Below are 25,087 nucleotides of genomic sequence, written 5' to 3'. Positions count from 1 at the left end.
CCGTCGCTGTGGCCGCAGTCCTCGCCCTGCCCCTCACCCAGGGAGCCCAGGCGGCCACCCCGGTTACGACCGCCGCCACCCCCGCCACGATCAACGCGGACGACGACAACCCCTTCCGCTGGATGGAACTGGACGGCCTACGGGCCGACTTCCAGCACATGTGTCCCGCGGGCCGCTGTGTGGGCTTCTGGTCCCTGGTCCTGACGGACGACATCGCGCAGCACAAGTTCGAGGGCGGCAAGTTCTTCGTCTACGCCCCGGCCACGGGCGAGTTCAGCTTCTTCCTCGACACGGACATCGCCGTGCGCACGGTTGACCACCCCGATCAGGTCCGCCTGGTCGACACCGAGTTCATGCGCTCCCACCCGCGCGTCGAGGTCCGCTACGGCGACCCCGGCCACCCGGGCCGGGCCCGCGTCGTCGCTTCGGCGACGACGCTGATGTAGCGCCGGCCCCGCCCGACCCGGCCGGACCGGCCCACGCCGGGCCGGCGACCACCACGGCCATGACCGGCGACGAGCGCGCCGCCACCGCCATCTCCCGTACTACCGCATCTCCCCCTCCATTGCGTCGCGCTCTCGCATGTCCTCGTTCACGAGATTCACCACAAGGGAGTTGTTGATTTTCATGTACAAACGTCGGAGAATTCTCACCTTCGCCACTGCGGGTGCAGTCATATGCACCGCCGGCTTCATCCCGTCGGTCAGCCAGGCCGCCGGCAGCGGCGACAGGGAAGAGAACGGGTCCTACGCCGAAACGCACGGCCTGACGGCGGATGACGTCAAGAACATCAACGCACTCAACGAAAGCGCCCTGGCTCTGGGGCAACCCGGCAAGCCTCCGGGGGAATTACCTCCGAGCGCCGGCCCGTCCTCCCGGGCCCCCGGCTCCACCGACGACAGGGAAACCCCTCCGGCCGAGCCGCTCGAAAGGATGCCTGATGCGTACCGGGCCTACGGAGGCAGGGCCACCACGGTCATCAACAACTACATACGCAAGTGGCAGCAGGTCTACAGCCACCGCGACGGCAAGAAGCAGCAGATGACCGAAGAGCAGCGAGAGAAGCTGTCCTACGGTTGCGTCGGCGTCACCTGGGTCAATTCGGGTCCCTACCCGATGAACAAGCTGGCGTTTGCGTTCTTCGACGAGAACAAGTACAAGAACGACCTCAAGAACATCAGCCCCCGACCCGATGAAACGCGGGCGGAGTTCGAGGGGCGCATCGCCAAAGACAGTTTCGACGAGGAGAAGGGTTTCAAGCGGGCGCGTGATGTGGCGTCCGTCATGAACAAGGCCCTGGAAAGTGCCCACGACGAGGGGGCGTACATCGACAACCTCAAGACGGGGCTCGCGAACAACAATGACGCTCTGCTCCACGAGGACAGCCGCTCGAACTTCTACTCGGCACTGAGGGACACACCGTCTTTCAAAGAAAGAGACGGAGGCAACTACGACCCGTCCAAGATGAAGGCGGTGGTCTACTCGAAGCACTTCTGGAGCGGGCAGGACCAGCGGGGCTCCTCCGACAGGAGGAAGTACGGCGATCCGGAAGCCTTCCGCCCCGACCGGGGGACGGGCCTGGTCGACATGTCGAGGGACAGAAGCGTCCCGCGCAGTCCCGCCAAGCCTGGCGAAAGCTGGGTCAATTTCGACTACGGCTGGTTCGGGGCCCAAACGGAAGCGGACGCCGACAAGACGGTATGGACCCACGGCGACCACTACCACGCGCCCAACAGTGGCCTGGGCCCCATGCACGTATACGAGAGCAAGTTCCGGAAATGGTCTGCCGGGTACGCCGACTTCGACCGCGGAACCTACATGATCACGTTCATACCCAAGAGCTGGAACACCGCCCCCGCCAAGGTGCAGCAAGGCTGGCCGTAACAGAACCGGGCAGGAGGGCCGGGTCGCCCACGGCCCTCCTCCGTCCACACCCGCGGGCAGCTCCAGCAGACCGGCGTTGTGTGTGGGGCTAATTGACGCGGGAGCGGCGTCGAACCGCCACCACTGCCCGAGGTCGTTGGACCGTTCCTTGATCGTCAGCGGTTCCCCGGGGCGGGCGGCGGTCAGGACCTTACCGTCGAGGTTGTTCACGAGGCGGTACCAGCCACCGCCGATCCGCTCCAGCCGCCACTGCTCGCCCTTGTTGTCGACCACCGCGTCCATCAGCGCGGCCACCTTGTCGATGACGTTGTACGACAGACGGCGGGAGTCGATCAGCCGCGGTGCCAGGCGCCAGATGCCGTCGGGACCGGCGTCGGCGTGCAGGTCCCACTGCTGACGGGCCTGCTTCAGCGCCGGAGCCGCCCCGACGATCTTCGTCCCGGCTGTGGTGTCACCGCCCGGCAGCTCCATCGCCAGGCCCGTGGCGGACCGCAGAGAGAAGCGGTTCGCGTCCTTCGGGGCGATACCCCCCTTGAGCGCGTCGGGTACGGTGACGCAGTCGGCCAGGGTCACCGCTCCCTCATCGCCGGGCACCAGGCACTGGCCGCTGTCCACGGAGCGCAGCGTGCGGCCCTGCCAGGCCCACTGCTGGTCGGGGGCCTGCGCGCACGGCCCCATCGCCACCTTCTGCCCGGCCGCGTCGTGGCGCAGGCACGTGTCCGAGGCGGAGTTCACCAGGAACAAGGCGCCGTTGGCGGCCGTCGCCGGGGGTGTCTGCGTCCGTGCTCCCGCAGCCGTTTCCGCTGGGGCTCCCGTGGCCGCCGCCGTACGGGCCGCCCCGGAGGGGGATGCCGCGATCTGCGCGGTGGGCTGCCACTGCTGGTCCGCCTTGCCGGCCACGCACTGCCGCAGGCTCGCGTCACCGGTGGCACCGCCGCTCAGGCAGGTGCCGTGCTCGTCGCTGGCGATCTGCCGCTCGCCACGCTGGTCCCACCCGCGTGACATGGGGCGGGGCCCCGGTATCGGACCCGGCCCCTCGAACCACCACTCCTGGTGGGAGCTGAGGTCGCAGGGCTCCACGGTGAGCCAGCTCTTGCGGTCCTTGTCGGTCATCACCTGGGGGTTCTGGGTGAGACAGCCCGCCACCTTCCGCCGGTCGCCGTCCTTGCGGAGGTAGAGGTAATGCATGGTGCCGTTCGCGGCCGGCATCGAGAGGGCCCATGTGTCGAGGCCGTTACGGCCGCCCTTCGCCAGCTGCGCCCATTTGTTGTCCTCGCTGTTGGCCAGGAAGGCGTCGTCGTGCTTGAAGGTGACGTCGGCGAGGACCGGCTGCGGCTCGTCCGAGTCCTGCCTGACGGTCGGCCCGGCGGGCTTGTAGGCGGTGATGTCCCACCGCTGCTTGCCGGAGCTGCGCTCCTCCTCGCCCCGGGCGTAGGAGCCGATGCCGCCCCAGTCGGCGTCGACGAGATCTCCACTGCCGGCGCTCCGCATGTTCGCCATGTGTACGGCGAGGAGTCCGTAACGCCGAGAAAGGGATGTTACTCGTTCCGGTCCGGACCTCGACGATGCCGCGGTGTGAACCTCCGCTGAAAGCAAGTGAGTCGACACACAAATGCCGGAGGCGGCTCGCCGGAAGCAGCGACGCGCCGTTCAGGGACTGGCTGGGTAGGTGCACAGCGTCATGCGGGCTCGGGCGGGATCGCAGAAGGCGAACGGCTCGGCAATCTCGGTTGAGATCGGCCCAGTTATCAGAGACATTACGTCGTTAGGTCGGAGGCATGACGAAGACCCGAGTCGACTTCCACTCGGGCCCCGCCTGCTCCTTCGCCTGGATCACCGCACAGCACTGAACAGGAGCCATCCGTGGCCAACACTCAGCAGACCACCCCCGACGCTCGTGTCGAGGATCGAAGCAGGCCGGACCATCCGGATCACCCCGCGGCCTTCGACGACGCGGTGATACGCCAGGCCCGCAACTCCGCCGCGCTCTGGGCCGCGACCGGAAACTCCCGCGGCCACGAGGTGATCCGCCGACGCAGCTTCCTCGCCGTGCTCGGCGGCGAGCGCGCCGGGACACGCATCCTGCTGCAGGAACCCGACCCCGACGCGCACGAGCTCGCCGAGCTGACCGAGCTGGCCGGCCGATCGGCTGGACCGGTGGATGTCGAGGATCCGTTCAGTTCCACCGACCTGAGTCACCTGGGCATGCGCAACTGGCAGATGCCGATCATGGTGCGCCCGCCCGCCCCTGTCCCCGCCCCCGCGATGGAGGTGATCCGAGTCCAGCGTGCGCACGAGCTGCAGACTGCCGAGCAGATCGTGATCGAGGGCTTCGAGCTGACCAGATTCACCCCCTACCGTCCCGGCGAGATGTTCCCCACGACGCTGACCGAGCAGCCAGGCGTGGACGTCTTTCTCGCCGTTCTCGACGGCGAGGCGGTCGGAGCCGGTGTCACCGTCGTACACGACGGGTTCGGCAGCCACTACTGGGTCGCCGCGCCGTCGGCGCACCGCTCCCGCGGCGCCGGGCGGGCCGTCATGCTGGGCTCGCTCGCGCCCATGGCGAACCTTCCGGTGACACTCACCGCCTCACGGCTCGGACGGCCGCTGTACGAGTCGCTGGGCTTCACCGCCGTCACCTCGTCGACCTGGTGGTCCTCACAGTGACCACCCCCGAGGCGTGACGTAGCGCCCCGCCCGGCACGGGATCGTACCGGGCGGGCAGGGTGTCGTGGATGAGAACGCGGGACGCGTCAGGTGAGCTCCGCCGCGGTCGTCGTCGCGCAGTTCTTGAGGGCGTCCCAGATGCCTTCGCCCAGGGACTCGAAGAGCTTGTCCGGGTTGTTCTCGAGCCAGGAGACGATGTCGTCCCACTTGCCGATCGTGAACTGCTGGTCGAGGTGGAAGTCGACCAGGTGTACGTCGAGCAGGTAGGCGTCGCAGCTCGCCGTCAGGTGCAGGGTGACTCCGCTCCCGTCGATGGTGAGGTCGAAGCCGCCCTCCGCATGGATGCCGACCAGGTTTCCGGCGGGGACCGGGATGCCACCGAGCACCACGCCCCGGGGAATGGTGACGTCGAAGCCCAGCTTGACGTGGGCAGACGCCTTCAGGCCGGTGCTGTCGAGGGTGCAGCTCATGTCGCCGTGGAGAATGTCCAGCAGGTCCGCGGCGATCGTGAACGCGAAGCCGTCGTTGCCGAGCTGCGCCTCGATCGAGGCCGACAGGCCGAGGAGGGCGAGCTTCCCGGAGAGGTAGAAGATCTTCGCCGGGAGGTGCCCGGTCCGGATGCCCCGGGTGTCGAGCAGGTACTGCGGTCCTTTGGTGCCGCTCGCGTCCGAGAAGGTGAGGACGTCGGCGAGCTTCAGCGGCTGGGCGATGTTGCTGTACGCGTACAGGCCGTCGTCGCTGACGTTGACCTCGAAGCGCCAGTTGTTGCCGAAGAAGTCGATGTCCCCCTTGGCGTAGAAGCCCTGCTTCCACTCCTCGTGGGTCACCGGGTTGGTCCAGCCGCCGGGAGCGGTGACCACGCACATCGCCAGCTTGTGGAGCACGATCTGCTTCAGGAAGGCCAGCCAGTCCGGCGGGGTGGCGAGGACGGCGACCACGTCCCAGATCGAGATGCCGGTGTCCTGGTGGACGGCCTCCAGATCGAAGCGGAAGACGGTGACGTACGGCTCCGGATCGAACCCGCCCTTGATGTCGAGCTTCAGGGCGGCGTCGCCGATGACCACCGAACCGCCGCCGCCCAGGGTGAGCCCGGTTTCCGCCCCATAGCCGATCTGCATGTAGAAGTACTGGACGTCGAAGCCCTCGACGCCGAAGGCGTTCTTCCAGGTGGGGAGGTCGTCGGCCGAGGGCGGTGCGGTGAGCCCGGCGAGGCGGACGGCGGTGCTGCGTAGCAGGCTGTACGTGCTCCCGCTCGCCCCTTGAGGCGTCGCGTCGTGGACGATACGGCCGTCGGTCCCGGCGACGGGGTCCGCGGTGAGCAGCGTCCGGCCGGGGGCCCGTAGCGCGTAGGCCAGTTGGTGCGGCGCAGGTCGTCCGGCGGCTTCGTCCGCACCGGAGCCGGCGGGCTTGAGCGCCAGGAGGAGGTGGAACTCGGTGCCCTTGAGGGCCCCGCCGGCCACGAACTGCAGCAGGGTACTGGGAGCCGACCCGACCGCCGGAACGGTGAAGTTCCACGAGGTCTGGAGCGACACCTCCCGCTTCGCCGGGGCGAACGCGAGGACGAGTCCGCCGAAGCCCTCGCGCGTCTTCTGCTCCGCGATGGACGCGGTGAACTGCGACTCCTGGACCGGTGTGGTGAGCCGCGCCGTCAGATGGATGCCGCCGGCGTCCTGGAACAGCACCTTCAAGGGCGCCAGCGGGCCGGTCAGCCCCAGCTCGGTGAAGAACGTCAGGCCCTTGTCCAGCGTGGCGGGCAGGGTGTCGGGCGGGTCGGCCCCCGCATCGACGGTCACCCCGTCGGCGGAGCTGACGGCGAGCCCGGACTTGGCGAAGGTGATGCCGTCGAGGAATCCGAGGACCGGGGCCCAGCCGGACACCTTCCCCGGCGACCAGACCCAGTCCTGCTGCCATAACGCGGCGGCGAACAGGGTGCCGCCCTCCGCCTTCCTGGCCGCCTTGCCGAAGAACGTCAGCTGCGCCGCGTCGAACGTCGCCGTGGTGCTGACCGCCAGCTCGTAGCCCTTGCCTGCCGCCGGCTGCCCCGTCAGTGCGGTCCCCAGCCGTACGGTCACGGCGGGGTGGAGGAGGGAGACCTGTGGCAGGCCGTCGGGCAGGGGCACGTCGGCCCGGCAGGCCAGGGACGTCAAGAGCTTGGTCAGGTCGAGGTCGGGGAACATCCCGTCGAGCTCGAAGGCGCCGGGCACGGTCCACTTGGCGGAGAACTTCACGACGGAGTCGTCGCCGTCGCCGCCCGAGGCCGGACCGAGCTCGGCCTTGGCCGACAGGGTGCCGGTGGTTCCCGAACCGCTGTCCGGCTGCTTCTCTACGACGCCACCGGGGGCGCCCTCGCCGCCCTCGCGCGCCAGCTCGAGCCCGGCCTCGGTGAGGGCGATGCGGGCGGCTCCGACGTCGATGTGCCAGTCCGAGGAGACGGACGCGTCGACCTCGTACGCGCCCTTCTTGGGCGTCGCGGAGCCGGAGAACTTCTTCAGCGTCAGGGTGGGCACGCCGGTGAGGTCGGCGTGCGGCAGGAAGTGCTGGAGCACGTCCCGCAGTTCGGCCGGAGTGCTCTCGTCGAGGGTGAGCCGGAAGGTGCCGGGCGGTATCTCCGCTGTGGCGTGGAGGGCGACGTCGCCCGCGACGGTGAAGTCACCGCGTCCGGTGACCTTCGCCGCGCGGGAGGCCTGGAGCGGGTTCGTGACGGTGAGGGTGGCGCCGACGCCGGTCAGGGCGAGGTCGTCGCCCACGATCGGCCATGTCGTGCCCGGTGTCGTCTCGACGGTGGCGGTGACCTGGGTCAGGGCTGCCGCCAGCCCGCCCTTGCCGAACGCCGAGGGGTCGATGGTGGCGGTGATCCCGGTGAGGCGGACGGAGGCGCCGAGCGTGAAGTCCTGCTGGTCGACGAGCTGGTGGACCGCGGCACCGGTGCCGTTCCACGCGGCGAGGTCGTCGGGGGACAGCTTCTCGGGAAGCCGGTCGGCACCGAGGGCGAGCACACCGCCGCCCGAGGGGAGCGGAGCGCTGATCGTCGCCCCGCCCACCTGCCCGAGAACCAGGTCCGCGGCCAGCCGCAGGCCGTACGTGGACGAGGAACCGTTCGCCCCGTCGTCGTCACGCGAACCGGCCCACAGGTAGAAGGACGCGGAGAACTCCCCGTCCGGCTGGGGCGTCGAGCGCAGCGCGATGTCGGTGCGGACTTCGTCGCCCGGGCCCTTGGAGGGGCGGCGTACGACCGGCCCCGTCAGCGACAGCTCCCCGGGCCGCGGCCGGAGCAGCGCGGCGAGGCTGCCGAGCCGCGCCGGGTCGTTCACCTGGGAGGCGTGGAAGGTGAGACCGGGATCCAGCGCTGGGCGTCCGTCGCGCGCGGGCCGGGCCGCCGAGGTGAGCAGGAGTGCGGGCGGTACGGGGAAGGCGAGGGCGGCCAGGTCGCTGCCGTCGGTGGCGGGGAAGGAGGTGGGGAAGGTCCAGTCCGCGGGGACGACGAGAGGGACGTGGAGGGTGGGGTCGTGGTCGAGGGGGTCGAGGCCGAACTCGATCCCGTGGACGGGCAGGTCGGTGAGGCCGAGGCCGGTGACGGTGAGCGTGCCGTGCACGGTCACGCTGTCGTCGTGGTCCTCGCGCCGCAGGTCCGTGACGGTGAGGGTGCCGTCGAGCCATGTGCCGATGAGGGCGGCCGCGGGCCCGGTGCCGAGGTCGGCGGCGGGGAGCGTGAGGGTGGTGTCCTGCGTGTGCCGGGTGATGAGGGCCTTGAGTTCGTCGATCGTCATGTGAGTGGTCAGCCCTCGAGCTTGGTGTGGATGACCGCGCGGGCGTTGTCGGTGAGCTCCTTGGCGATGTCGGCACGGTGGGTGTCGGCCGTGCTCTGCACACCGTCGATGATCTTCTGCTTGACCTCGTCCTTGTTCAGCACCTTCTCGATGGCCGCCTTCCAGATGGTGGGCTGGTCGAAGTCGACGGTGATCTGCAGGTCCTTCGTGGCGATGGCGAGGGTGAGCGCGTCGAGACCGATGGTGAGCTCGTCGGCGTCCCGGCCGCTGAAGGACAGGCCGGCCGTCGCCGAGGGGTGGTCGATCTTGATGGTGATGTCGCCCTCGATCGTGTCGTCGCCGTTTGCCGTGGCGTGTTCCGGTGCCGCCGCGGCGGCGGCCGCGGTGTCGGGGAAGGACACGGACCACCTGCCCGTGATGGTGAGCGGAGGCGCGGGAACCTTGACGTCGCCAGGGAGTCGGCCGAACCTCAGGGTCGCCCCGATGCCCCTGTCCGTCAGGGCGGCGTCCTTGACGGGGATCAGGACGTTGGAGATGCCCTTGATCGAACCCCTCTTGAAGCCGAGGTCGGCCGTCGCGACGCCGATCTTGTACGAGCCGAGGTCGATGTCCCCGAGGTCGTACGGCTCCAGCGTGGGGTCGGTCGCCCCGAGCACGACGGTCGGGGGGTAGAAGCCGGAGCCCGTGTCGTTCACGGAGGCGCGCAGCCGGTCGAAGAGGTAGACCTCCAGCGGCCCGTACTTGGCCGGGAAGCCGCTGTCGTCCGACGGCAGACTGCCCGTCGGCACCGCGCCGAGCACCCCGTCCAGTGCCTTGACCAGCTGGGCGGTGACCGTGGACGAGAACTGGTCGCGGAAGGAGGGGTCGGCGAGAGTGTCGACGAGTTTCCCGGTGAGCGCCTTGCCGGCATCGGCGCTGTTGAAGGCGTCGGCCGCCGCTCGCTTCCAGATGTCGAGGGTGGCCTGGTCGATGGTGCGGCCCTCGATGGTGAGGGACTTCTCGTCGAGGTGGAACGTCGGCTGCGACGCGACGGTGATCGACTCGACGGTCAGCCGCGGGGTGCGGTCCGCACCCGTGCCCGTGGCTTCCGCACGCAGCACGACGTCGAAGGCGAGGTCCTGGGCCGTCACGGTGAACTGCCCGTGGCCCTCGATCTCCTGGCGCGGCCACTCCACCCCCTCCAGGCCGTTGACCACGACCTTCGTCGGCGGCTTCAGGTCGTCGCCCCCGCCGCCGTCCCCGGGATCGTCGGTCACCACGACGTGCTGCACCAGGCTGTACGTGCCCTTGACGGTGATCTGCTTCTGCCACCCGTGCGTGTCGTACGCCGCGGTGGTGACCCGGATCGTGCCCCGGTAGCCGTTCTCGGTGGGCGTGAGGTTCTGCAGCTCGCCGACCGACGCGTTCGACAGCCCGTCGACCGTGACGGAGGTCAGCTTCAGCGTGGGGTAGGGGCGGTCGGCGTCGCGCTGGCTGGTGAACGGGTCGAGATTGTCGGGGAGATCCGGCACACCGCGGTCCTTCGCGTCGTCGAACGCGGCGCCCACGAAGATCCACCATGCGGAGGCGATCGTGTCGCCGATCGTCTTGCCCTCGGCGCCGGCGAGTTCTCCGATGTCCCACGTGTCGACGTTCAGGGGATTCAGCGTGTGGCCGTCGGGCGTACGGACGTCCTTGAGGACGGCGGGCAGCCAGTACGGGCTGTCCGGGTCGTTGACGCGCTTGTACATGGTGGCGTAGATGAAGTTGATCAGCTCGGTGGCCACAGGGCTCTCCTCCGGATTCTCGGGGTTGTCGGTCGGGACGGGCTGCCGGGCCGCCGCCGGGCCGCCGGTCAGGCCCCGCGGTCCACGACGTGCAGGGCCAGGTCCTCCAGCGCGTAGCGGTACCGTCCGGCCGGGAACGGGCGCAGCAGCTCGACCGCCTCAAGCGCCTGGGCGCGGGCGTCGGTGTACGCGCGCGAGAAGCCGCGGCCGCCGCGGACCTCGGCGAGCGTGCGCTCCAGCGCGCCGGGACCGACGGCCTCGCCGCGCATGATGCGGCTGACCGCGTGCTGTGGACCCCACTCCTGCATGGCGTAGATCAGCGGCAGGGAGGCGCGGCGGCGCAGCAGGTCCATGCCGCGCGGCTTGCCGGAGCCGGCCTCGTCCTGGGCGAGGTCGAACAGATCGTCCATGACCTGCAGGGCACGGCCCAGCCGGCGACCGTAGAACCCGGCCCGGCGGGCGTCGCCGCTGCGCCCGTCGGCCAGCGTCACCCCGGCCTCGGCCGCGAGCCCGAACAGGGCGGCGGTCTTGCGGTCGGCGGTGCGCCAGTACGTCCGGGCCAGCAGCTCCGGGTCCTGGGAGAGGTCCGTGCGCAGCTCGTCGAGCTCGCCGCAGCCGATCTGGAAGGCGGTGTCGAGGACGAGTTCGATCAGGCCCATGTCGCTGTCGCGGTCGATGGTCCGCACGAAGCCGCGGATGGCCTGGACGAACTGCAGGTCGCCGACGAGGACGGCGGTCTCGGTGCCGCGCGCGGCGTTGACCGAGGGCAGGCCGCGGCGCAGGGCGGCGCCGTCCACGATGTCGTCGTGGATGAGCGTCGCCACATGCAGCATCTCCAGCGAGACGGCACCCTGCAGCACCTTGTCCGGGGGCGGTGCGGAGCCGTGCACCATGCGGGCGGCCAGCAGCAGGACGGCCGGGCGCAGCCGTTTGCCGTGCCGGTACAGGGCCCGCTCGTCGTCGGTGAGGTACTCCTGCTGCGGAGCCAGTGCCTGGTCGAGGAACGCCTCGAAGCGCGGCACGTCGTCGGCGAGCAGGTCGTCCCACACCCCGCCGAGGACGTCCTCGGCGGGGGCGGTCGTGTCGAGGATGAGCACGGGTCAGGACCGCCCGTCCTGCGGGTGGGCGTAGCCGGCGATGCCGGTGAAGGCGGCGTGGCGGACGGTCTCGGCGACGGCGTCCTGCAGGAGTGTGCGTACGAACCGCATGGCGGCGAGGCGTTCGCGGGCCACGTCGGCGGCCGTCCCCCGCCACTGTTCGTCGTCGATGTTCAGGGCGAGGTCGGGCAGTTCGACCGTCACGTCCGCCGGTGCGCCGTCCGGGGCGAGGCGGGTGATGATGCGGACGTCCTCCAGACGCGCCGTGCACGCGCCCGCGTGGAGGGTGTCGGTCGCCCGCGGGCCCTCCAGTGCCTCGTCGTGGTAGGCGGCGGCGCCGAACTCCTGGATGATGGTGCGTTCCTCGTCGGACAGCGCGATCCAGTCCTCCGGCTCCTCCGGCTGGCCCTCCTGTGCCGCGGGGAGCGCTTGCACCTCCCCGTCGGTGAACGCGGCGAGTCCGTTGTAGCGGGCCATTTCTCCGGGAGAGACCGCCGGTATTTCCCCGGAGTGCCGGTCGATGGCCGTGTAGACGTTGTCCTGCGTCATGGGGGTGGTCCGCGAGCCGTCGTTGCCGGTGTCCTGGACCGACTTGGAGAAGCCCTCGGCGGCCGTGGCCGCATCACGGAGACGCTGGGCCTTGTCGGGATCCTTCTGCTGGATCCGGGCGGCCTCGGTGGTGAGCGCGGTCTGCACCGTGGTCCGCTGCTGCCAGGCGTGCGCGTTGTACTTGCCGCCCTCCTGCGGGTCCTCCCAGTCGTTGACCGGCTGCTGGTCCCCGGCGGACGGCCGGGCACCGGTGGCCTCGTCCGGATCGGTGGTGCCGTAGGTGTGCTCCGACATGCGCTGGGTGACGCCCTTTTCGGCCCACTTCTTGCGAAGGTTGGAGGACACCGAGGAGTTGCCGTGGAAGATGTCGTAGTAGCTCTCGTTGTGCGTGCCGTACTGGATGAGGGCCTGGCGGCCGTTCTCGGTCTTCATCAGCTTCGTGCGGTGGGCGTCGGCGCGGGCGGTCCACCGGCGGACGGTCTCGTCGTCCGGGTGGCTGGGCGCGACGGCGCGGGCCCCGGCCGGAAGGGTGGGCTGCCGTGCCTCGGCCGCGAGCGGGCGCAGGTTGCCGGCGGTGTCGATCTCCCGGACCTCGTCGGGCCGGGTGTCGAGGGCGTAGCGGCCGGTGAGGACGAGGGCCGGGATGCGGTGGACGATGTGGCGGGCCTCGCCGCGGCTCTCCTCGGCGAGGGCCTCCGGCTGCCCCTCGGCACGTAACCGGAGCGCACCGAGGCGGAAGGTCAGTGAGCCGGTGGGGTAGTCGAGGGTGCCGGGCATCTCCACGCTGCGGGCGAGGGGGTAGCCGGGGGTGTCGGCGAGGTGGAGCGTCTCGGCCTGGGGGCCGGTCCCGGCGTCGCCGGAGTGCGGGGGCTGGGGTGTGCTCAACGGGTCTCCTGAAGTGATCGGTCGGACGTGGGAGGAGAGGTGCGGGGGCGGTTCAGGAGACGACGAACGTGCCGCTGACCATGAGCATCCCGTCGTGGGAGCCCAGTTCCGGGGACGTCAGCTTCACGGACACGCTCTGGCCGTTGATGGTGATGTCGGTGCCCAGCGGCTTCTCGAGCGGGATGTCGACGGTCTTCTTGCCTTCGAGCGCCTTCTTCAGGACGCCCGGGGCCAGGGCGGCCAGGGCGTTGGCGGGCCCGGCGACCAGCTTGGCGGCATCGGACACGGGGTTGAGGGTGACGGAGTTCAGGACGATCTTCTCCAGCGTCGCGGAGAGGGCCGTGTCCGTCAGGCCGGTCGCCTTGAAGGTGACGCCGGGTTCCTGCGGGTCGAGGGTGACATCGAAGTCGATCAGCGCGTTCACGGGTGCGGGCCTCCTGGAGTGAGGGAACGGCGGGGGAGAAGGGCTCAGGACTCCTGGGAGGCCTTGAACAGCGCGCACCCCTTGCCGGGGGCGACGGGGAAGAGGTCCACGCCGACCGACCACGGGATGTCGAAGTCGGCCGAGATGCTGGTCGGGTCGTTCTCGTCGACCGTCACGTTGTCGGCCTTGCGGAACTTCGCTTTCCACCAGACCGAGGCGACTCCGGTCACGGTCTTGTCGTCGTCGGCCAGTTGCGTGTCGTGCCACTGGTCCAGGGCTCCTTGGATGAGGTGGGCCAGCAGGGTCCGGCCGACGAGGAGGAAGACCTGCTTGTCCGACGGCCAGTCGGTGTCGGCGTCGTCGGCGGCGACGGCGGCGGGGGCCTGGCCGGTTTCCGCGGTCGCCGCGAGGACCAGGTGCGTCCCGGTGACGTCCAGGAGGACGGGCGTGAGGGTCACCTGCTGGCCGAAGAGGTCCTGGACGGGGATCTTCAGGCCGTTCACCAGGTTCTTCGCCTGGTCGAGGACGTTCGGCACGATGACCTTCTCGACCATGATCCTCGTGTACTTGTCCGGGATCTTGGACAGCCACACACCGAGGGGGACGACGGTGATGGTGCCGCCGTCGACCTTGACCTGAACGGCGACCTTGACCTCGCCGGTGCCCGGCGGGAGGTCCTCGCCCGCGATGGTGCCGCCCACCTTCAGCTGCGGCGCATGGATCTGCAGGACGCCCGACTCGGGCAGGTCCGTGACGCCCTGCGCCTTGATCATGTCGGCCCAGAGACCGGCGTCCGGCTTCTCCAGCACGAGCTCGGGCGGCTCCGTGAAGTCCCAGGTGAAGGTGTAGGCGATGTCGTCGATCGTCTCGGGGCCGTAGCTGCCCTGGAACACCGCATGGTGTTGAGTGCGCAGCGATGCGATTCCGGAGTTGAGTGCGTCGGCGTGGATTCCGAGTGCGAGGTCATATGGCGTTTCGGTCACGGTAGCCGATTTAAGAGGGTGCGCGGAGAGGGAAACAATCGCTTCCCGGCCATTGTCCGGGGTTGATTTCCGGGGCTGATTTCCTAGTCGGATGAACAAGCCGTTCCGATATCCCGCGCGCCCTGAATTCCACCACGTACATGGGCAGCGCAAAGCCGCGGGGGTGGTAACTGCGGCGGAAATTGCCGGAAGTTCATCCGGTGCCGGGCCTGCTGGGCCTGCCGCGTCTGCCGCGGGAGGAGGAGGTGCGGGCCCGGCACCAGGTCTGCGAAGTCCCCTACCGCTTGGAGACGGTCACGTCCCCCTGGAGCGCGAGCGCGTCACCGAAACGTGCCAGGGACAGGCCCGTCGGCGTCACCTCGAGGTGGACGGGATCCACGTCGATGGGGATGGCCGGGAAGTCACCCACCGCGAACTCGACGCCCCTCAGCGCGCTCCCCACGATGCCGCCGAACGTCGACGACAGGGCGTCGACGACCCACGAGACGATCGTGCTGACGATGTCGCTGCCCCTGGGGACGAGCTTCAGGCCGAAGGAACTCACGTCCACGGCCGTGGCCTTGAGCGTCGTCCCCGACATGGCCAGGGTGAGCGTGACGGTCGGATCGGGCTCCAGGTAGAGGTCGAAGAACGCGTCGGTCGACCCGCCCACGACCCAGTTGATGCCGGCGCTTCCGCTGCCGGAGACGGCCGTCCGGACGCGCACCGTCGGCACGTCGTCCCACACGACCTCGCACCGGACGTTGTGGATGGTGATGTCGGCCTTGTAGTACGCGGTGCCGATCACGATGTTCTTGGTGTCGCCGGCATGGAAGGGCTTCCCCTCCAGGTACGCGGTCGCCACCTGCGCGATGCGCTCGACCGCGTCCCGTCCGAGGAGGGCGAAGAACGGGCTCTGCGGCCAGCTGTCGGGGAACGGGGGCTGCGGCGTGCCGTGCTCGGCCAGGTTGAGGGCCGCCACCGCCTGCTGCGGCTGGATGACGGGAACCGGCGTCGACAGCGCCAGGCCCGGGATCTGCGGCGCGGGCAACGTGATGCCCGACAGGACCTTCCGGGCCTCGTCCAGGACGTTCGGGAGCACCACCTTGTCGAGGAAGATCCTGTCGACCTTGCTCGGCGCCTCGGACGTGGCTTTGAAGGGGTTCAGGCTGAACAGGCCCGTGTCGGACGTCGAGGCCTGCACGTCGACGGTGACCGCGACGTCCTCCTCGACCGGGCTCCCGTCCCCGGAGTCGACCTTGATGTGCACCTGGTCGAGCCGCACCTGGAAGGTGCTCCCGTCCAGCGAGGCGCGCAGGGCGGCGACGTGCTCGGCGAGCTCGCCCTCGGCCATCCGGCCCGCGGCCGGCCCCTCGGTGAGGTGCGCCCGTAAGGCGGCCTCGGAGAGCGAGGGGGGCGGGGTCAGGTCGAAGACCGGGGCCTCCTTGACGTCCCAGGAGACGGTGAACATGGTGCCCTCCACGTCGAAGGGCTGTGACCCGGTGAAGTACTGCGGATAGAGCTGTTCGTAGACCTCTTTGGACGTCGTGTTCACGACGTCGACCTTCGCCCCCACCATGAGGTCGCAATTCATGCGTGCTCCTTTTGCAGTTCTTTACCGGCGGTCGGGTCGGTCCATGCCAAAGAGCCCGGACGCGGCCTCGACATGGCGAATCCGGGCGTGACGACGTGACATGGGCGACGGCATCGATGATGATGCGACGCCTGCGGCTCATTCAAGACCGCAGGAGAATTTCCGACACACCTCCGATGCACCATTACTTCCGGTTACGTCTGGTCGGGGCACGTTGGCCTCCCCTTTTCCGCGCGGTCCTCGGCCCTCACCGGGCGGCGGTGTTTGGCGCGATCCGAAGCAGATGGCCGGTACGTCACCAGGCGTCAGCGGATGGGGGCCTGCACGGCGGAGATGTGAGTGGCGGGGGACGTGACTGTGGCGTCAGCGGGGAGCTGTGGTCCACGAGTACGGGTAGGGGACGGCTGCGGGCTACCTGCGGGCCGCGGTGTCGGAGGGCAGTTCGGCGACGCGGCCGGAGACCACGACCCGGTCCGTGGTCAGGTGGCGGTGAGGACCAGCACCGCTTGGTCGTCGTGCGTGGCATCGGCCGCGAAGGCGGCGACCGCGGTGGAGATCGACTCGAGGAGCACGCCGGCGGTAGGGGAGGAGGTTCGGAGTGCGCCGAGGGCGTCGGCCAGGCGCTCCTCCCCGAAGAGTTCGCCGCTGGTGGAACGGGCCTCGGTGATGCCATCGGTGACCAGGATCAGGCTGTCGGCCGGGTACAGGTCGACGCCGCACGGGGACGAGTCGGGGTCGGGGCCGATGCCCAGGAGCAGGCCCGGCTGGGCGATTTCCTCGACCGTGCCGTCGGCCCGGCGCACGAGTGGGGGTACGTGACCGGCTCGAATGAGGTTCAACGCCAGGTGGGACGCGGTGTGCCGCAGTTCGCCATAGACGAGTGAGACGAAGCATTCCTCGCCGACCGCCTGATCCGTCAGTGCGGCGTTGATGGTGGTGACCACGGCCGCCGGGTCGTCGAGGAGGCGGGCGGCGGCGCGTGCGCTGTGGCGGACTATGCCGGTGGTGGTGGCGGCGCGGGCGCCGCGCCCGCACACGTCGCCGATCATGAGCGCCCAGCGGTCGTCGGAAAGCGGGAAGACGTCGTAGAAGTCGCCACCGACGTCGAGTCCTTCGCCGGCAGGGTGGTAGGAGGCCGCCAGTGTGGCGCCGGGGACCTCGGGCAACTCGGGAGGCAGCAGGCCGGCCTGCAGGTCGCGGGCGAGTCTGGCCCGGTCGGTGAACTGGCGGGCATTGTCGGCGCTGGAAGCGGCCCGGCGGGCGAGCTCCTCGGCCAGGGCGACGACGTGGCCGTCCAGGGGCCGATCGGTGGCCAGGAGGGTCAGTGCGCCGAAGGTGCGGCCGTGGGTGGCCAGCGGCACGCACACGTAACCGCTGACGCCGAGATGTGCGGACAGACCGTCCGGACAGGAGCCGACCCGACCGGTCCGGGGGGTGCCGGAGGCCAGCACACGGGCAACCACGTCGTCGATCTCGATGCTCAGTTCGGGCGAGGCGAGGAGGCCTTCCTCGGCGCGGGTGGCGGCGGCGACGGCGATCCGCCGGATCCGGTCGCGCTCGATCACGTGGACGGCGCACAGCGGAGCCAAGGCCGGCACGGTCAGCCGAGCCATACGCTCGAGGCAGTCGACATAGTGCGGCTGGCGCGCGATGGCGGTACTGGCCTCCAGGACGAAGGCCAGGTCCTCACGAGCCGCCTTCTCCCGCTCCTGGGCGGCATGGCCCGCCTCCACCGCGCGGTGGCGCTCGATCGCCAGGGCGGCGATGCGGGTGAAAGCCGCGCTGAGCGCCAGATCCTGATCGTCGGGAGCCCTGGGAGCGCGATGGTAGATCGCGAAAGTGCCCAGCACCCGGCCGTCCGAGCCGCGGATCGGAGTGGACCAGCACGCCGCGACCCCGGCCCGCTTCGCCAGGTCGCGGTAGCCCTCCCACAGCGGGTCGGTGGCGATGTCGCTGACGATCACCGGTGCCTGCCGGTAGGCAGCCGTGCCGCACGAGCCGACTCCGTCGCCGATGGCGATCCCGTCGATCGCCTCGTTGTAGAAGTCGGGCAGACGTGGGGCGGTGCCGTGGCGCAGGTGACGGCCGTCGGGATCGAGGAGCAGCACCGAGACGATCATGTCCGGGGAGAGCTCCTCGATCGCCCTCGCCATGCCGGTCAGGATCTCGCCCAGCGGGGCGTCGCGCGCGATCTGCTCCAGCAGGACGCGCTGCTCGGCGGCCAGGAGCTGCGCGTGGTGGTACGCGGTGGTTTCCACCGCGATCATCGTCACCCCGTCGACCTGGCCGACCGCATCCCGGCGGGGCTCGTAGGTGATGTCGAAGAACTCCTCCCGCCGGGCCCTTCGCCCACCGAGCACGAAGTGCCCGCCTCGGTTCCGGTACACAGCGCCGGTGCGGTACACCTCGTCGATCCGATCGAGGACACCCTGCCGGGCCAGTTCCGGAACCAGCTCCCCGACCGGTATGCCGGTAGTCGTGCGGCCGGCCGCGAAGACGTCGAAAAACGCCGGACTCGCCGCCTCCAGTACATGTTCCGGGCCGCTCAGCGCAGCGAAGACCACCGGAGCCTGACCGAACAGGTCCGTGTACTCCTCGCTCCGCCCGTGCAGGAACATGGGATGTGCAGTGGCGAGGCGATCAGGCTGTGCCGGCATGACAGGGAAACCCTCTCCCGCGTCCTCACCCGCGCCGTCGCGTCGTACCTCCACTCTGACACATCGCCGCGCGGATTCCCGGGGCCCGTGCGGCGACCCGCACCTGCCCGGAGCGCCATCGTCTGGCGGACCTGATCGACCACGGGGAAAATGGTGATCGCGAGTTCTCCCGGGCGTGCCAGCTCTCCAGGCGAGATGCGGAGATGAATGCAGAGGTGAAGCTCTTCGATGGTCCGGCCGAGTCCGCCGCGCCGCTCGCGCCCGGCCCCGGCCCGGGCGAGAAGGGGCTCAGGGCCGGTGCCCTGGGACTGTTCTCCTCGGTCGCCATGGGCCTGTCCTCCACCGCTCCGGCGTACAGCCTGGCGGCGACGCTCGGCCTGATCGTCGCGGGGGTGGGCCTCCAGGCGCCGATCGTGACGATGCTGGCCTTCGTCCCGATGCTGCTGATCGCGTACGCCTACCGGGAGCTCAACGCGGGCGACGCCGACTGCGGGACCACCTTCACCTGGGCCTCCCGCGCCTTCGGCCCGCGCATCGGCTGGATGGGCGGCTGGGGCATCATCGTCGCCGACGTCATCGTCATGGCGAACCTCGCGGAGATCGCCGGCATCTACGGCTTCCGGCTGCTCGGGCTCGACTCGCTCGCCGAGGACCGGCTGTGGACCACCGTCGCGGGGATCACCTGGATCGCCGTGATGACCACGGTCTGCTACGTGGGCATCGAGGTGTCCGCGGCCCTCCAGCGCTGGCTGGTGTGCGCCGAGGTGGCGGTGCTGATCCTGTTCGCGGTGACCGCCCTGGTCAGGGTCTACACCGACGGGCCGCCGACGGCGATCCACGTCTCCACCTCCTGGTTCAACCCCTTCCATGTGCCGTCGGCCAAGGAGCTGACCGCGGGCCTCCTCGCCGCGGTCTTCATCTACTGGGGTTGGGACACCGCCGTCGCGGTCAACGAGGAGACCGCCGACAGCAGGCACACCCCCGGACGGGCGGCGGTCGTCTCCACCGTGCTCCTGCTGGGCATCTACGCCCTGGTGGCGACGTCGGCGCAGGCGTTCGCCGGGATCGGCACCGAGGGCGCCGGTCTGGGCAACGCGGCCAACTCCGGGGACGTGCTCTCCGGCCTGGGCGGTGCCGTCTTCGGCACCACGGGCCCCGGCTGGTTCCTCACCAAGTTGCTCATCTTCACGGTGCTGACCTCGGCGGTCGCGTCCACCCAGACCACCATCCTGCCGCTGGCCCGCACCGTCTTCTCCATGGCGGCCCACAAGGCCGTCCCCTCGGGCTTCGCCCGGGTGCACCGCCGGTTCCTCACCCCGACCTGGTCGACCGTCGGCATGGGCCTGGTCTCCATGGGCTTCCTCGTCCTGCTGACCCTGATCAGCCACGATGTGCTGACCGACTCCGTCAGCGCGGTCGGCCTCGCGATCGCCTTCTACTACGGCCTCACCGGCTTCGCCTGCGTCTGGTGCTATCGCGGGCGGCTCACACGCAGCCCCCGGGACCTGCTGTTCAAGGGGGTGCTTCCGGGGCTGGGCGGGCTCCTGATGCTCAGCCTGTTCTGCTACGCCGCCTTCGTCGTCTACGCCGCCCCCGACTACGGCTCGACCTCCTTCGACCTTCCGCTCCTCGGGCCGACCGGTGGGGTGAGCGTGGTGGGCCTGAGCGCCCTCCTGGTCGGTGTCGTCCTGATGCTGGTCATCACGCGGGAACACACCGCCACCCTCAGACTGCAACGCGGTCTGCTGCCCCACCACCTGCCGTCGCTGACCGGGGTCGAGGCGGCCAGCCGCTACGTGCCCGCCGACAGCCGCACCGGGGTGGGCGGCGACTGGTTCGACGTCATCCCGCTGTCGAGCTCCCGGGTCGGCCTGGTGGTCGGGGACGTGCGCGGCCACGGGCTGCGCGCCGCCGCCACCATGGGCCGGCTGCGTACGAGCGTACGTGTCCTGGCCCGGCTCGACCTCGCCCCGGACGAGCTGCTCGCGCGCCTGGACGACGTGGTCGGGCGGACCGCCGAGGAGCGCGCCGCCGAGGAGCGGGCGTACGGCCGTGGCGAGGGCACGCCGAGGGCCGGCGGCGACGAGGCCCTGGGGGTCACCTGCCTGTACGCCGTCTACGACCCGGTGTCGGGGCGGTGCAGCATGGCGCGCGCGGGCCACTCGCCGCCCGCCGTCGTCGACCCCGCCCACGGTGCCGTCAGCCGCCCGGACCTCCCGGAGGGCCCGCCCCTGGGCCTGGGCGGCGCGCCCTTCCAGAGCATGGAACTCCAGCTGCCCGCCGGCAGCCTGCTCGCCCTGTTCACCGACGGTCTCGTCCAGGCCCCGGACCACGACACCGAGACGGCGCTCGACCTGCTCACCGGCGTCCTCACCGAGTGCCGGAGCCCCCTGGAGGAGCTCTGCGACCGCACCGTGGCCGAGCTGCTGCCCGGCCCGGTGGACGACGACGCGGCCCTGCTCCTGGTCCGTACCCGGATGCTCGGCGAGCACGAGGTGGCGGTCTGGGAGGTGGACGCCGACCCCGCGAGCGTTGCGCGTGCCCGGTCCGTCACCACCCGGCAGCTGGGCGAGTGGGGGCTCGAGGACCTGTCCTTCACGACCGAGCTGATCGTCAGCGAGCTGGTCACCAACGCCGTCCGCTACGCCTCCGGCGGCCCGGTCCACATCCGGCTGATCCGCGACCGCAGCCTCGTCTGCGAGGTCGCCGACACCGGCCACACCTCGCCGCACCTGCGGCACGCCGCCGCCGACGACGAAGGGGGCCGGGGCCTGTTCATCGTCGCCCAGCTCACCCAGCGGTGGGGCACCCGCTACGCCGCCGGCGGCAAGACCATCTGGACCGAGCAGCCCTTGCCGACTGCGGAGTGAGCCCCCGCCCCAGGCGCGAGGCCCGAATGGGTTCTAGGGTTGGGAGAAGGCCCCACACTCGCGGAACTCGATTCCTTCCGCCTCACATCTCGGGCTCGAAACCCACCAGGAGGGCATGCGATATGTCCACTGCATCGGAAACCCCAGTCCTGGACACCCTCGCCGCCATGACGGTCGACTCGCTCGAGCGATGCGGGATGGCTCCGGACACGCTCATCCTCACGCGCATCGCGGCACTCGCCGCTTCAGACGCCCCGCCCATCTCCTACGTGGCCCATATCGACCCTGCCCTCAAGGCCGGCCTGACCTCCGAACGACTGCAGGACGTCCTGGTCGCCATCGCACCCATCGTGGGCACCGCCCGCGTCATGACGGCAGCAGGCAACATCGCCACGGCACTCGGCATCGCCATTGCCGTCGCCGATGCCGAGATCGAAGGCCAGGGCTGAGAGCAGGACCGACTCCCCCTCCTCCATCAACACGAACACACTCGGCAATAGCCACTACGTCTTCTGTCGTACCTTCCTCCGTTTGCATGCGCGTACCCCCTGGGAGTGGTTGGCTGGAGGGCCGCATTCCCGATGAGAGGGGCAAACAGGGCATGGTTTCAGGTCCGTTGGCACCCGGAGTGTTCATCAAGGAACGTTCGAGCGGAGTCCGGACGATCACCGGGGCGGGGACGTCCACCCCCGCATTCCTCGGCTACACCGTGCGGGGCCCACAGGCGCCCACCCCGCCGGTACGGATCAGCAGCTGGTCCGAGTTCGTGGACACGTTCCACTTCCGCTCCCCGATGGGAGCGGAAGAGCTGGGGCGGGAGCTGGAAAGGCTGACCGGCGCCATCACGGAGGCCGAGGCGGAGCTCGAGCGTCTGGGAACGGACTTCGCGGAGAAGGCCACCGCGGGTGAGACCCCCATCCTCACCCAGCCAGAACTCATCGTCCTCGCTGCTGTACGGCATGCCGACTTGGCCGGTGAAGCCGTCAGCGAGGAGGACAGGCAAGCGGCCGAAGCCGTGGCGAAGAAGGTCACGGAAGCAGAAGACCTTGCCGGGCCGTACGGGCTCTGGATCGCGGCCGGGAACGAACTGGCCGGCCTCGAGCGGCGCGAGAAAGAGCTGACCGTCCTCGCCGCATACTTCGAGCGGTCCGGAAAGATCCAGCTGCCCGAAGCGGTCTACGGTTTCTTCGCCAACGGAGGAACATCCTGCTACGTCCTCCGGCTCGACCCCGACAAGCCCCTCGCAGGCGAGGTCGACGGCAACCCCGACCAACGCACCGGCCTGGCCGGACTCAAGACGGTGCCGGACGTGACCATGGTCGCCGTCCCGGACGTATGGCGCGAGGACATGACGCCGGAGACCGGCGCCACCATCATGGGCCAGGTGGTCGGCCACTGCGTGACCATGCGCAACCGGCTCACCCTCCTCGAACCGCCACCCGACACCGCACCGGCCGACGTGCCGCGATTCCTCGGGCATCTGGCGAGCCCGGACGAAGACGCTGCGGCGTTCACGGCGCTGTACTACCCCTGGGTCAACGTGCCCGGCGTGGACGGCATCCCGCGCACTGTCGTCCCGTCCGGTCACCTGGCCGGCGTGTGGGCCCGTACGGATGCCGAGCGCGGTGTCTTCAAGGCCCCTGCCAACCAGAACCTGCGCGGCGTGCTGTCCCTCCCCACGCTGCTCACCGACCAGCGCCACGGTGAGCTGAACGACAAGGGGGTCAACTGCCTCCGCGTCTTCCCCGACCGGGGCCTGTTGGTGTGGGGAGCTCGTACGCGCTCGAGTAGTCGTGACTGGCGTTACCTCAATGTGCGTCGTCTGGTGTCGTTCCTGTCGGATTCCATCCGTCAGTCCTCGACCTGGGCTGTCTTCGAGCCGAATGACGATCGCCTCTGGGGAACCCTTCGGCATTCGGTCAGCAGTTTCCTGATCGACCAGTGGCGCCAGGGTGCACTCCTCGGCCGTACGCCCGACGAGGCCTTCTATGTGATCTGTGACCGTACGAACAACACCTCGTCGACGATCGATGCCGGTCAGGTGATCTGCGACATCGGTGTCGCGCCCGTGCGTCCCGCCGAGTTCGTCCACTTCACCATCACCCAGATCGCCGGCCAGCCCGGCGCCAACAGCTGACGCCCGGAACCCAGGAGGCAACGCACGTGTTGACCGGTGACACCTTCAGCAGCAGCACCTTCGCCATCGAACTGGGCAAGTTCCAGGTCGAGACCGTCCAGGACGTGTCCGGCCTGACCCTGGAACAGGACGTCGTCGAAGTCCGGCAGGTCTCCGCGACAGGCGAGCTGATCGTGCGCAAACAGCCGGGTGCCCGCAGGACCGGTGAGATCACGATCACCCGTGGCATGGACAAGAGCACCGCGTTCACCGACTGGATCAAGGCCACCCTGGTCAACGCCGACCTCGACAGCGCCCGGCAGAACATCACCATCGCCCTGAAGGACGCGCAGAAGCAGACTGTCCGCCGCATCCACCTCTCCAACGCCTGGGCATCCCGCTGGGAAGGCCCCCAGCTCGGCGCGGCCAACTCCGGGATCGCGACGGAACAGGTGACGATCACCTACGAGGACATCACCGTCGAATAGCCCGGAGCCCACCAGCCGAGAAGGGAACGACAGCGATGACCACGAAGCCTCCGGGTGTCTACGTCACGGAGAAGTCCAGCGGCGTGCGCATGATCGTCGGGGTGGGCACCTCCACCCCGGCCTTCCTCGGATACACCACCACACCGACCGAGACGCCCATTGAGACGGGGACCCCTCCGTTCACACCGGACGAACGCAAGATCCCCCAGCCGATCCGTGGCTGGCAGGAGTTCGCCGACCGGTACAGCATCGGGGGGCTGGGGACAGAGCTGGCGGCTCTCCGGAAGAAGAGCGACAAGACAGCTGCCGAATTGAAGAGGATCCAGGTAATCCAGCGCTGCTTCATGCTTGCGGAGGCGGTCTACGGGTTCTTCGCCAACGGCGGCACGTCCTGCTACGTCGTCGGCTTCCTGAATCCGGACGCGGCCGTGACGGAATCCGGCCTCGGCGGAGACGCGGAGGCACGCACGGGACTCGGCGGGCTGGAGACAGTGCCGGAAGTGACCATGGTCGCCGTGCCCAGTCTCTGGGACATGACCGTCGCGGCCACCGACGCCGAGGCCCCGCCGGCCCCGCATCTGCCGACCGGAAAGTCGCTCATCGGCAAGGTCGTCGCCCACTGCACCACCCAGCGCAACCGTCTGGCGGTGGTCGACGCGCCACCCAAGCTGCTCGTGGAGCCACTCAAGGAGTTCGTCGGCACGCTCGACTCGTCGGACCCGGATGCCGCGTTCACGGCCCTGTACTACCCCTGGGTGAACGTGCCCGGTGTGGATGGTGTTCCGCGCACGGTGCCGCCGTCCGGTCATCTGGCGGGTGTGTGGGCCCGTACGGACGCCGAGCGCGGTGTCTTCAAGGCCCCTGCCAACCAGAACCTGCGCGGCGTGCTCGACCTTCCCACCCTGCTGACCGACGACCAGAACGGGGAACTCAACGACAAGGGCATCAACTGCCTGCGGGTCTTCCCCGGCCGGGGTCTCTTGGTGTGGGGTGCCCGTACGCGTTCCAGTAGTCGTGACTGGCGCTACCTCAATGTGCGTCGTCTGGTGTCGTTCCTGTCGGATTCCATCCGTCAGTCCTCGACCTGGGCTGTCTTCGAGCCCAATGACGACCGCCTGTGGGCCGCTCTCCGGCACTCGGTCACCAGCTTCCTGACCGACCAGTGGCGTCAGGGCGCGCTGCTCGGTCGCACTCCCGACGAGGCCTTCTACGTGATCTGCGACCGTACGAACAACACCTCGTCGACGATCGATGCCGGTCAGGTGATCTGCGACATCGGTATCGCCCCGGTGCGTCCCGCCGAGTTCGTCCACTTCACCATCACCCAGATCGCCGGCCAGCCCGGTCAGGGTGGCTGAGGC

Annotated in this window: 16 protein-coding genes; 8 read left to right on the top strand and 8 right to left on the bottom strand. The window is 69.6% G+C overall.

Annotation, left to right across the window (positions count from 1 at the left end; genetic code table 11):
- The first annotated feature begins 8 nt into the window (after nucleotides 1–8).
- The 3 genes from J1792_RS24795 (at nucleotide 9) to J1792_RS24785 (ending at nucleotide 4,551) form a co-directional block, all read left to right on the top strand.
- Nucleotides 9–446: a hypothetical protein gene (locus J1792_RS24795; protein ID WP_143587670.1), complete on the top strand. Its 438-nt coding sequence runs from the start codon at nucleotides 9–11 to the stop codon at nucleotides 444–446.
- A 181-nt stretch (nucleotides 447–627) separates the two neighbouring features.
- Nucleotides 628–1,884 (top strand): protein-glutamine gamma-glutamyltransferase, encoded by a 1,257-nt coding sequence (locus J1792_RS24790; RefSeq protein ID WP_086570399.1) that lies wholly within the window; start codon nucleotides 628–630, stop codon nucleotides 1,882–1,884.
- A 1,863-nt stretch (nucleotides 1,885–3,747) separates the two neighbouring features.
- Nucleotides 3,748–4,551, top strand: a complete 804-nt coding sequence (locus tag J1792_RS24785) for a GNAT family N-acetyltransferase (protein WP_242646591.1) — start codon at nucleotides 3,748–3,750, stop codon at nucleotides 4,549–4,551.
- Between the two features lie 86 nt (nucleotides 4,552–4,637).
- On the opposite strand, the gene J1792_RS24780 is transcribed toward J1792_RS24785, so the two are convergent.
- The 8 genes from J1792_RS24780 to J1792_RS24745 all read right to left on the bottom strand — a co-directional run bounded on the left by J1792_RS24780 (nucleotide 4,638) and on the right by J1792_RS24745 (nucleotide 18,213).
- A complete protein-coding gene (locus J1792_RS24780; RefSeq protein WP_207248247.1) occupies nucleotides 4,638–8,318 on the bottom strand; it encodes a hypothetical protein in 3,681 nt (1,226 codons plus the stop codon).
- Between the two features lie 8 nt (nucleotides 8,319–8,326).
- Nucleotides 8,327–10,084, bottom strand: coding sequence for a hypothetical protein (locus J1792_RS24775; protein ID WP_242646590.1), 1,758 nt, complete (start codon nucleotides 10,082–10,084; stop codon nucleotides 8,327–8,329).
- Between the two features lie 68 nt (nucleotides 10,085–10,152).
- A complete protein-coding gene (locus J1792_RS24770; protein WP_086570407.1) occupies nucleotides 10,153–11,181 on the bottom strand; it encodes a polyprenyl synthetase family protein in 1,029 nt (342 codons plus the stop codon).
- 3 nt (nucleotides 11,182–11,184) lie between these two features.
- A complete protein-coding gene (locus J1792_RS24765; protein ID WP_207248246.1) occupies nucleotides 11,185–12,615 on the bottom strand; it encodes a hypothetical protein in 1,431 nt (476 codons plus the stop codon).
- A 52-nt stretch (nucleotides 12,616–12,667) separates the two neighbouring features.
- Complete coding sequence (locus tag J1792_RS24760) at nucleotides 12,668–13,039, bottom strand: hypothetical protein (RefSeq protein WP_207248245.1); 372 nt, start codon at nucleotides 13,037–13,039, stop codon at nucleotides 12,668–12,670.
- A gap of 44 nt (nucleotides 13,040–13,083) precedes the next feature.
- Nucleotides 13,084–14,022 carry a hypothetical protein gene (locus J1792_RS34475; protein ID WP_242646589.1) on the bottom strand — a complete coding sequence of 313 codons (939 nt, stop codon included), beginning with the start codon at nucleotides 14,020–14,022 and terminating at the stop codon, nucleotides 13,084–13,086.
- A gap of 277 nt (nucleotides 14,023–14,299) precedes the next feature.
- Nucleotides 14,300–15,595, bottom strand: coding sequence for a hypothetical protein (locus tag J1792_RS24750; RefSeq protein WP_207248244.1), 1,296 nt, complete (start codon nucleotides 15,593–15,595; stop codon nucleotides 14,300–14,302).
- A gap of 479 nt (nucleotides 15,596–16,074) precedes the next feature.
- Complete coding sequence (locus J1792_RS24745; protein WP_242646588.1) at nucleotides 16,075–18,213, bottom strand: SpoIIE family protein phosphatase; 2,139 nt, start codon at nucleotides 18,211–18,213, stop codon at nucleotides 16,075–16,077.
- A 242-nt stretch (nucleotides 18,214–18,455) separates the two neighbouring features.
- Between J1792_RS24745 and J1792_RS34470 the strand changes: the two genes are divergently transcribed.
- The 5 genes from J1792_RS34470 to J1792_RS24715 all read left to right on the top strand — a co-directional run bounded on the left by J1792_RS34470 (nucleotide 18,456) and on the right by J1792_RS24715 (nucleotide 25,084).
- The gene (locus tag J1792_RS34470) at nucleotides 18,456–21,122 is read left to right on the top strand and encodes a SpoIIE family protein phosphatase (protein ID WP_242646587.1); all 2,667 of its coding nucleotides are present in this window, start codon (nucleotides 18,456–18,458) and stop codon (nucleotides 21,120–21,122) included.
- A gap of 122 nt (nucleotides 21,123–21,244) precedes the next feature.
- Complete coding sequence (locus J1792_RS24730; protein ID WP_086570416.1) at nucleotides 21,245–21,571, top strand: carboxymuconolactone decarboxylase family protein; 327 nt, start codon at nucleotides 21,245–21,247, stop codon at nucleotides 21,569–21,571.
- A 167-nt stretch (nucleotides 21,572–21,738) separates the two neighbouring features.
- The gene (locus J1792_RS24725; RefSeq protein WP_207248242.1) at nucleotides 21,739–23,259 is read left to right on the top strand and encodes a phage tail sheath family protein; all 1,521 of its coding nucleotides are present in this window, start codon (nucleotides 21,739–21,741) and stop codon (nucleotides 23,257–23,259) included.
- A 26-nt stretch (nucleotides 23,260–23,285) separates the two neighbouring features.
- Nucleotides 23,286–23,726, top strand: a complete 441-nt coding sequence (locus tag J1792_RS24720; protein WP_086570420.1) for a phage tail protein — start codon at nucleotides 23,286–23,288, stop codon at nucleotides 23,724–23,726.
- A gap of 35 nt (nucleotides 23,727–23,761) precedes the next feature.
- A complete protein-coding gene (locus J1792_RS24715; RefSeq protein ID WP_207248241.1) occupies nucleotides 23,762–25,084 on the top strand; it encodes a phage tail sheath family protein in 1,323 nt (440 codons plus the stop codon).
- The last annotated feature ends 3 nt before the right edge of the window (nucleotides 25,085–25,087 follow it).

It is taken from the genome of Streptomyces triculaminicus (assembly GCF_017349075.1).
Lineage (GTDB): Bacteria > Actinomycetota > Actinomycetes > Streptomycetales > Streptomycetaceae > Streptomyces > Streptomyces triculaminicus.
Note: the sequence above shows the minus strand (reverse complement) of the source record. Positions and strands in the feature narration are given on the sequence as shown.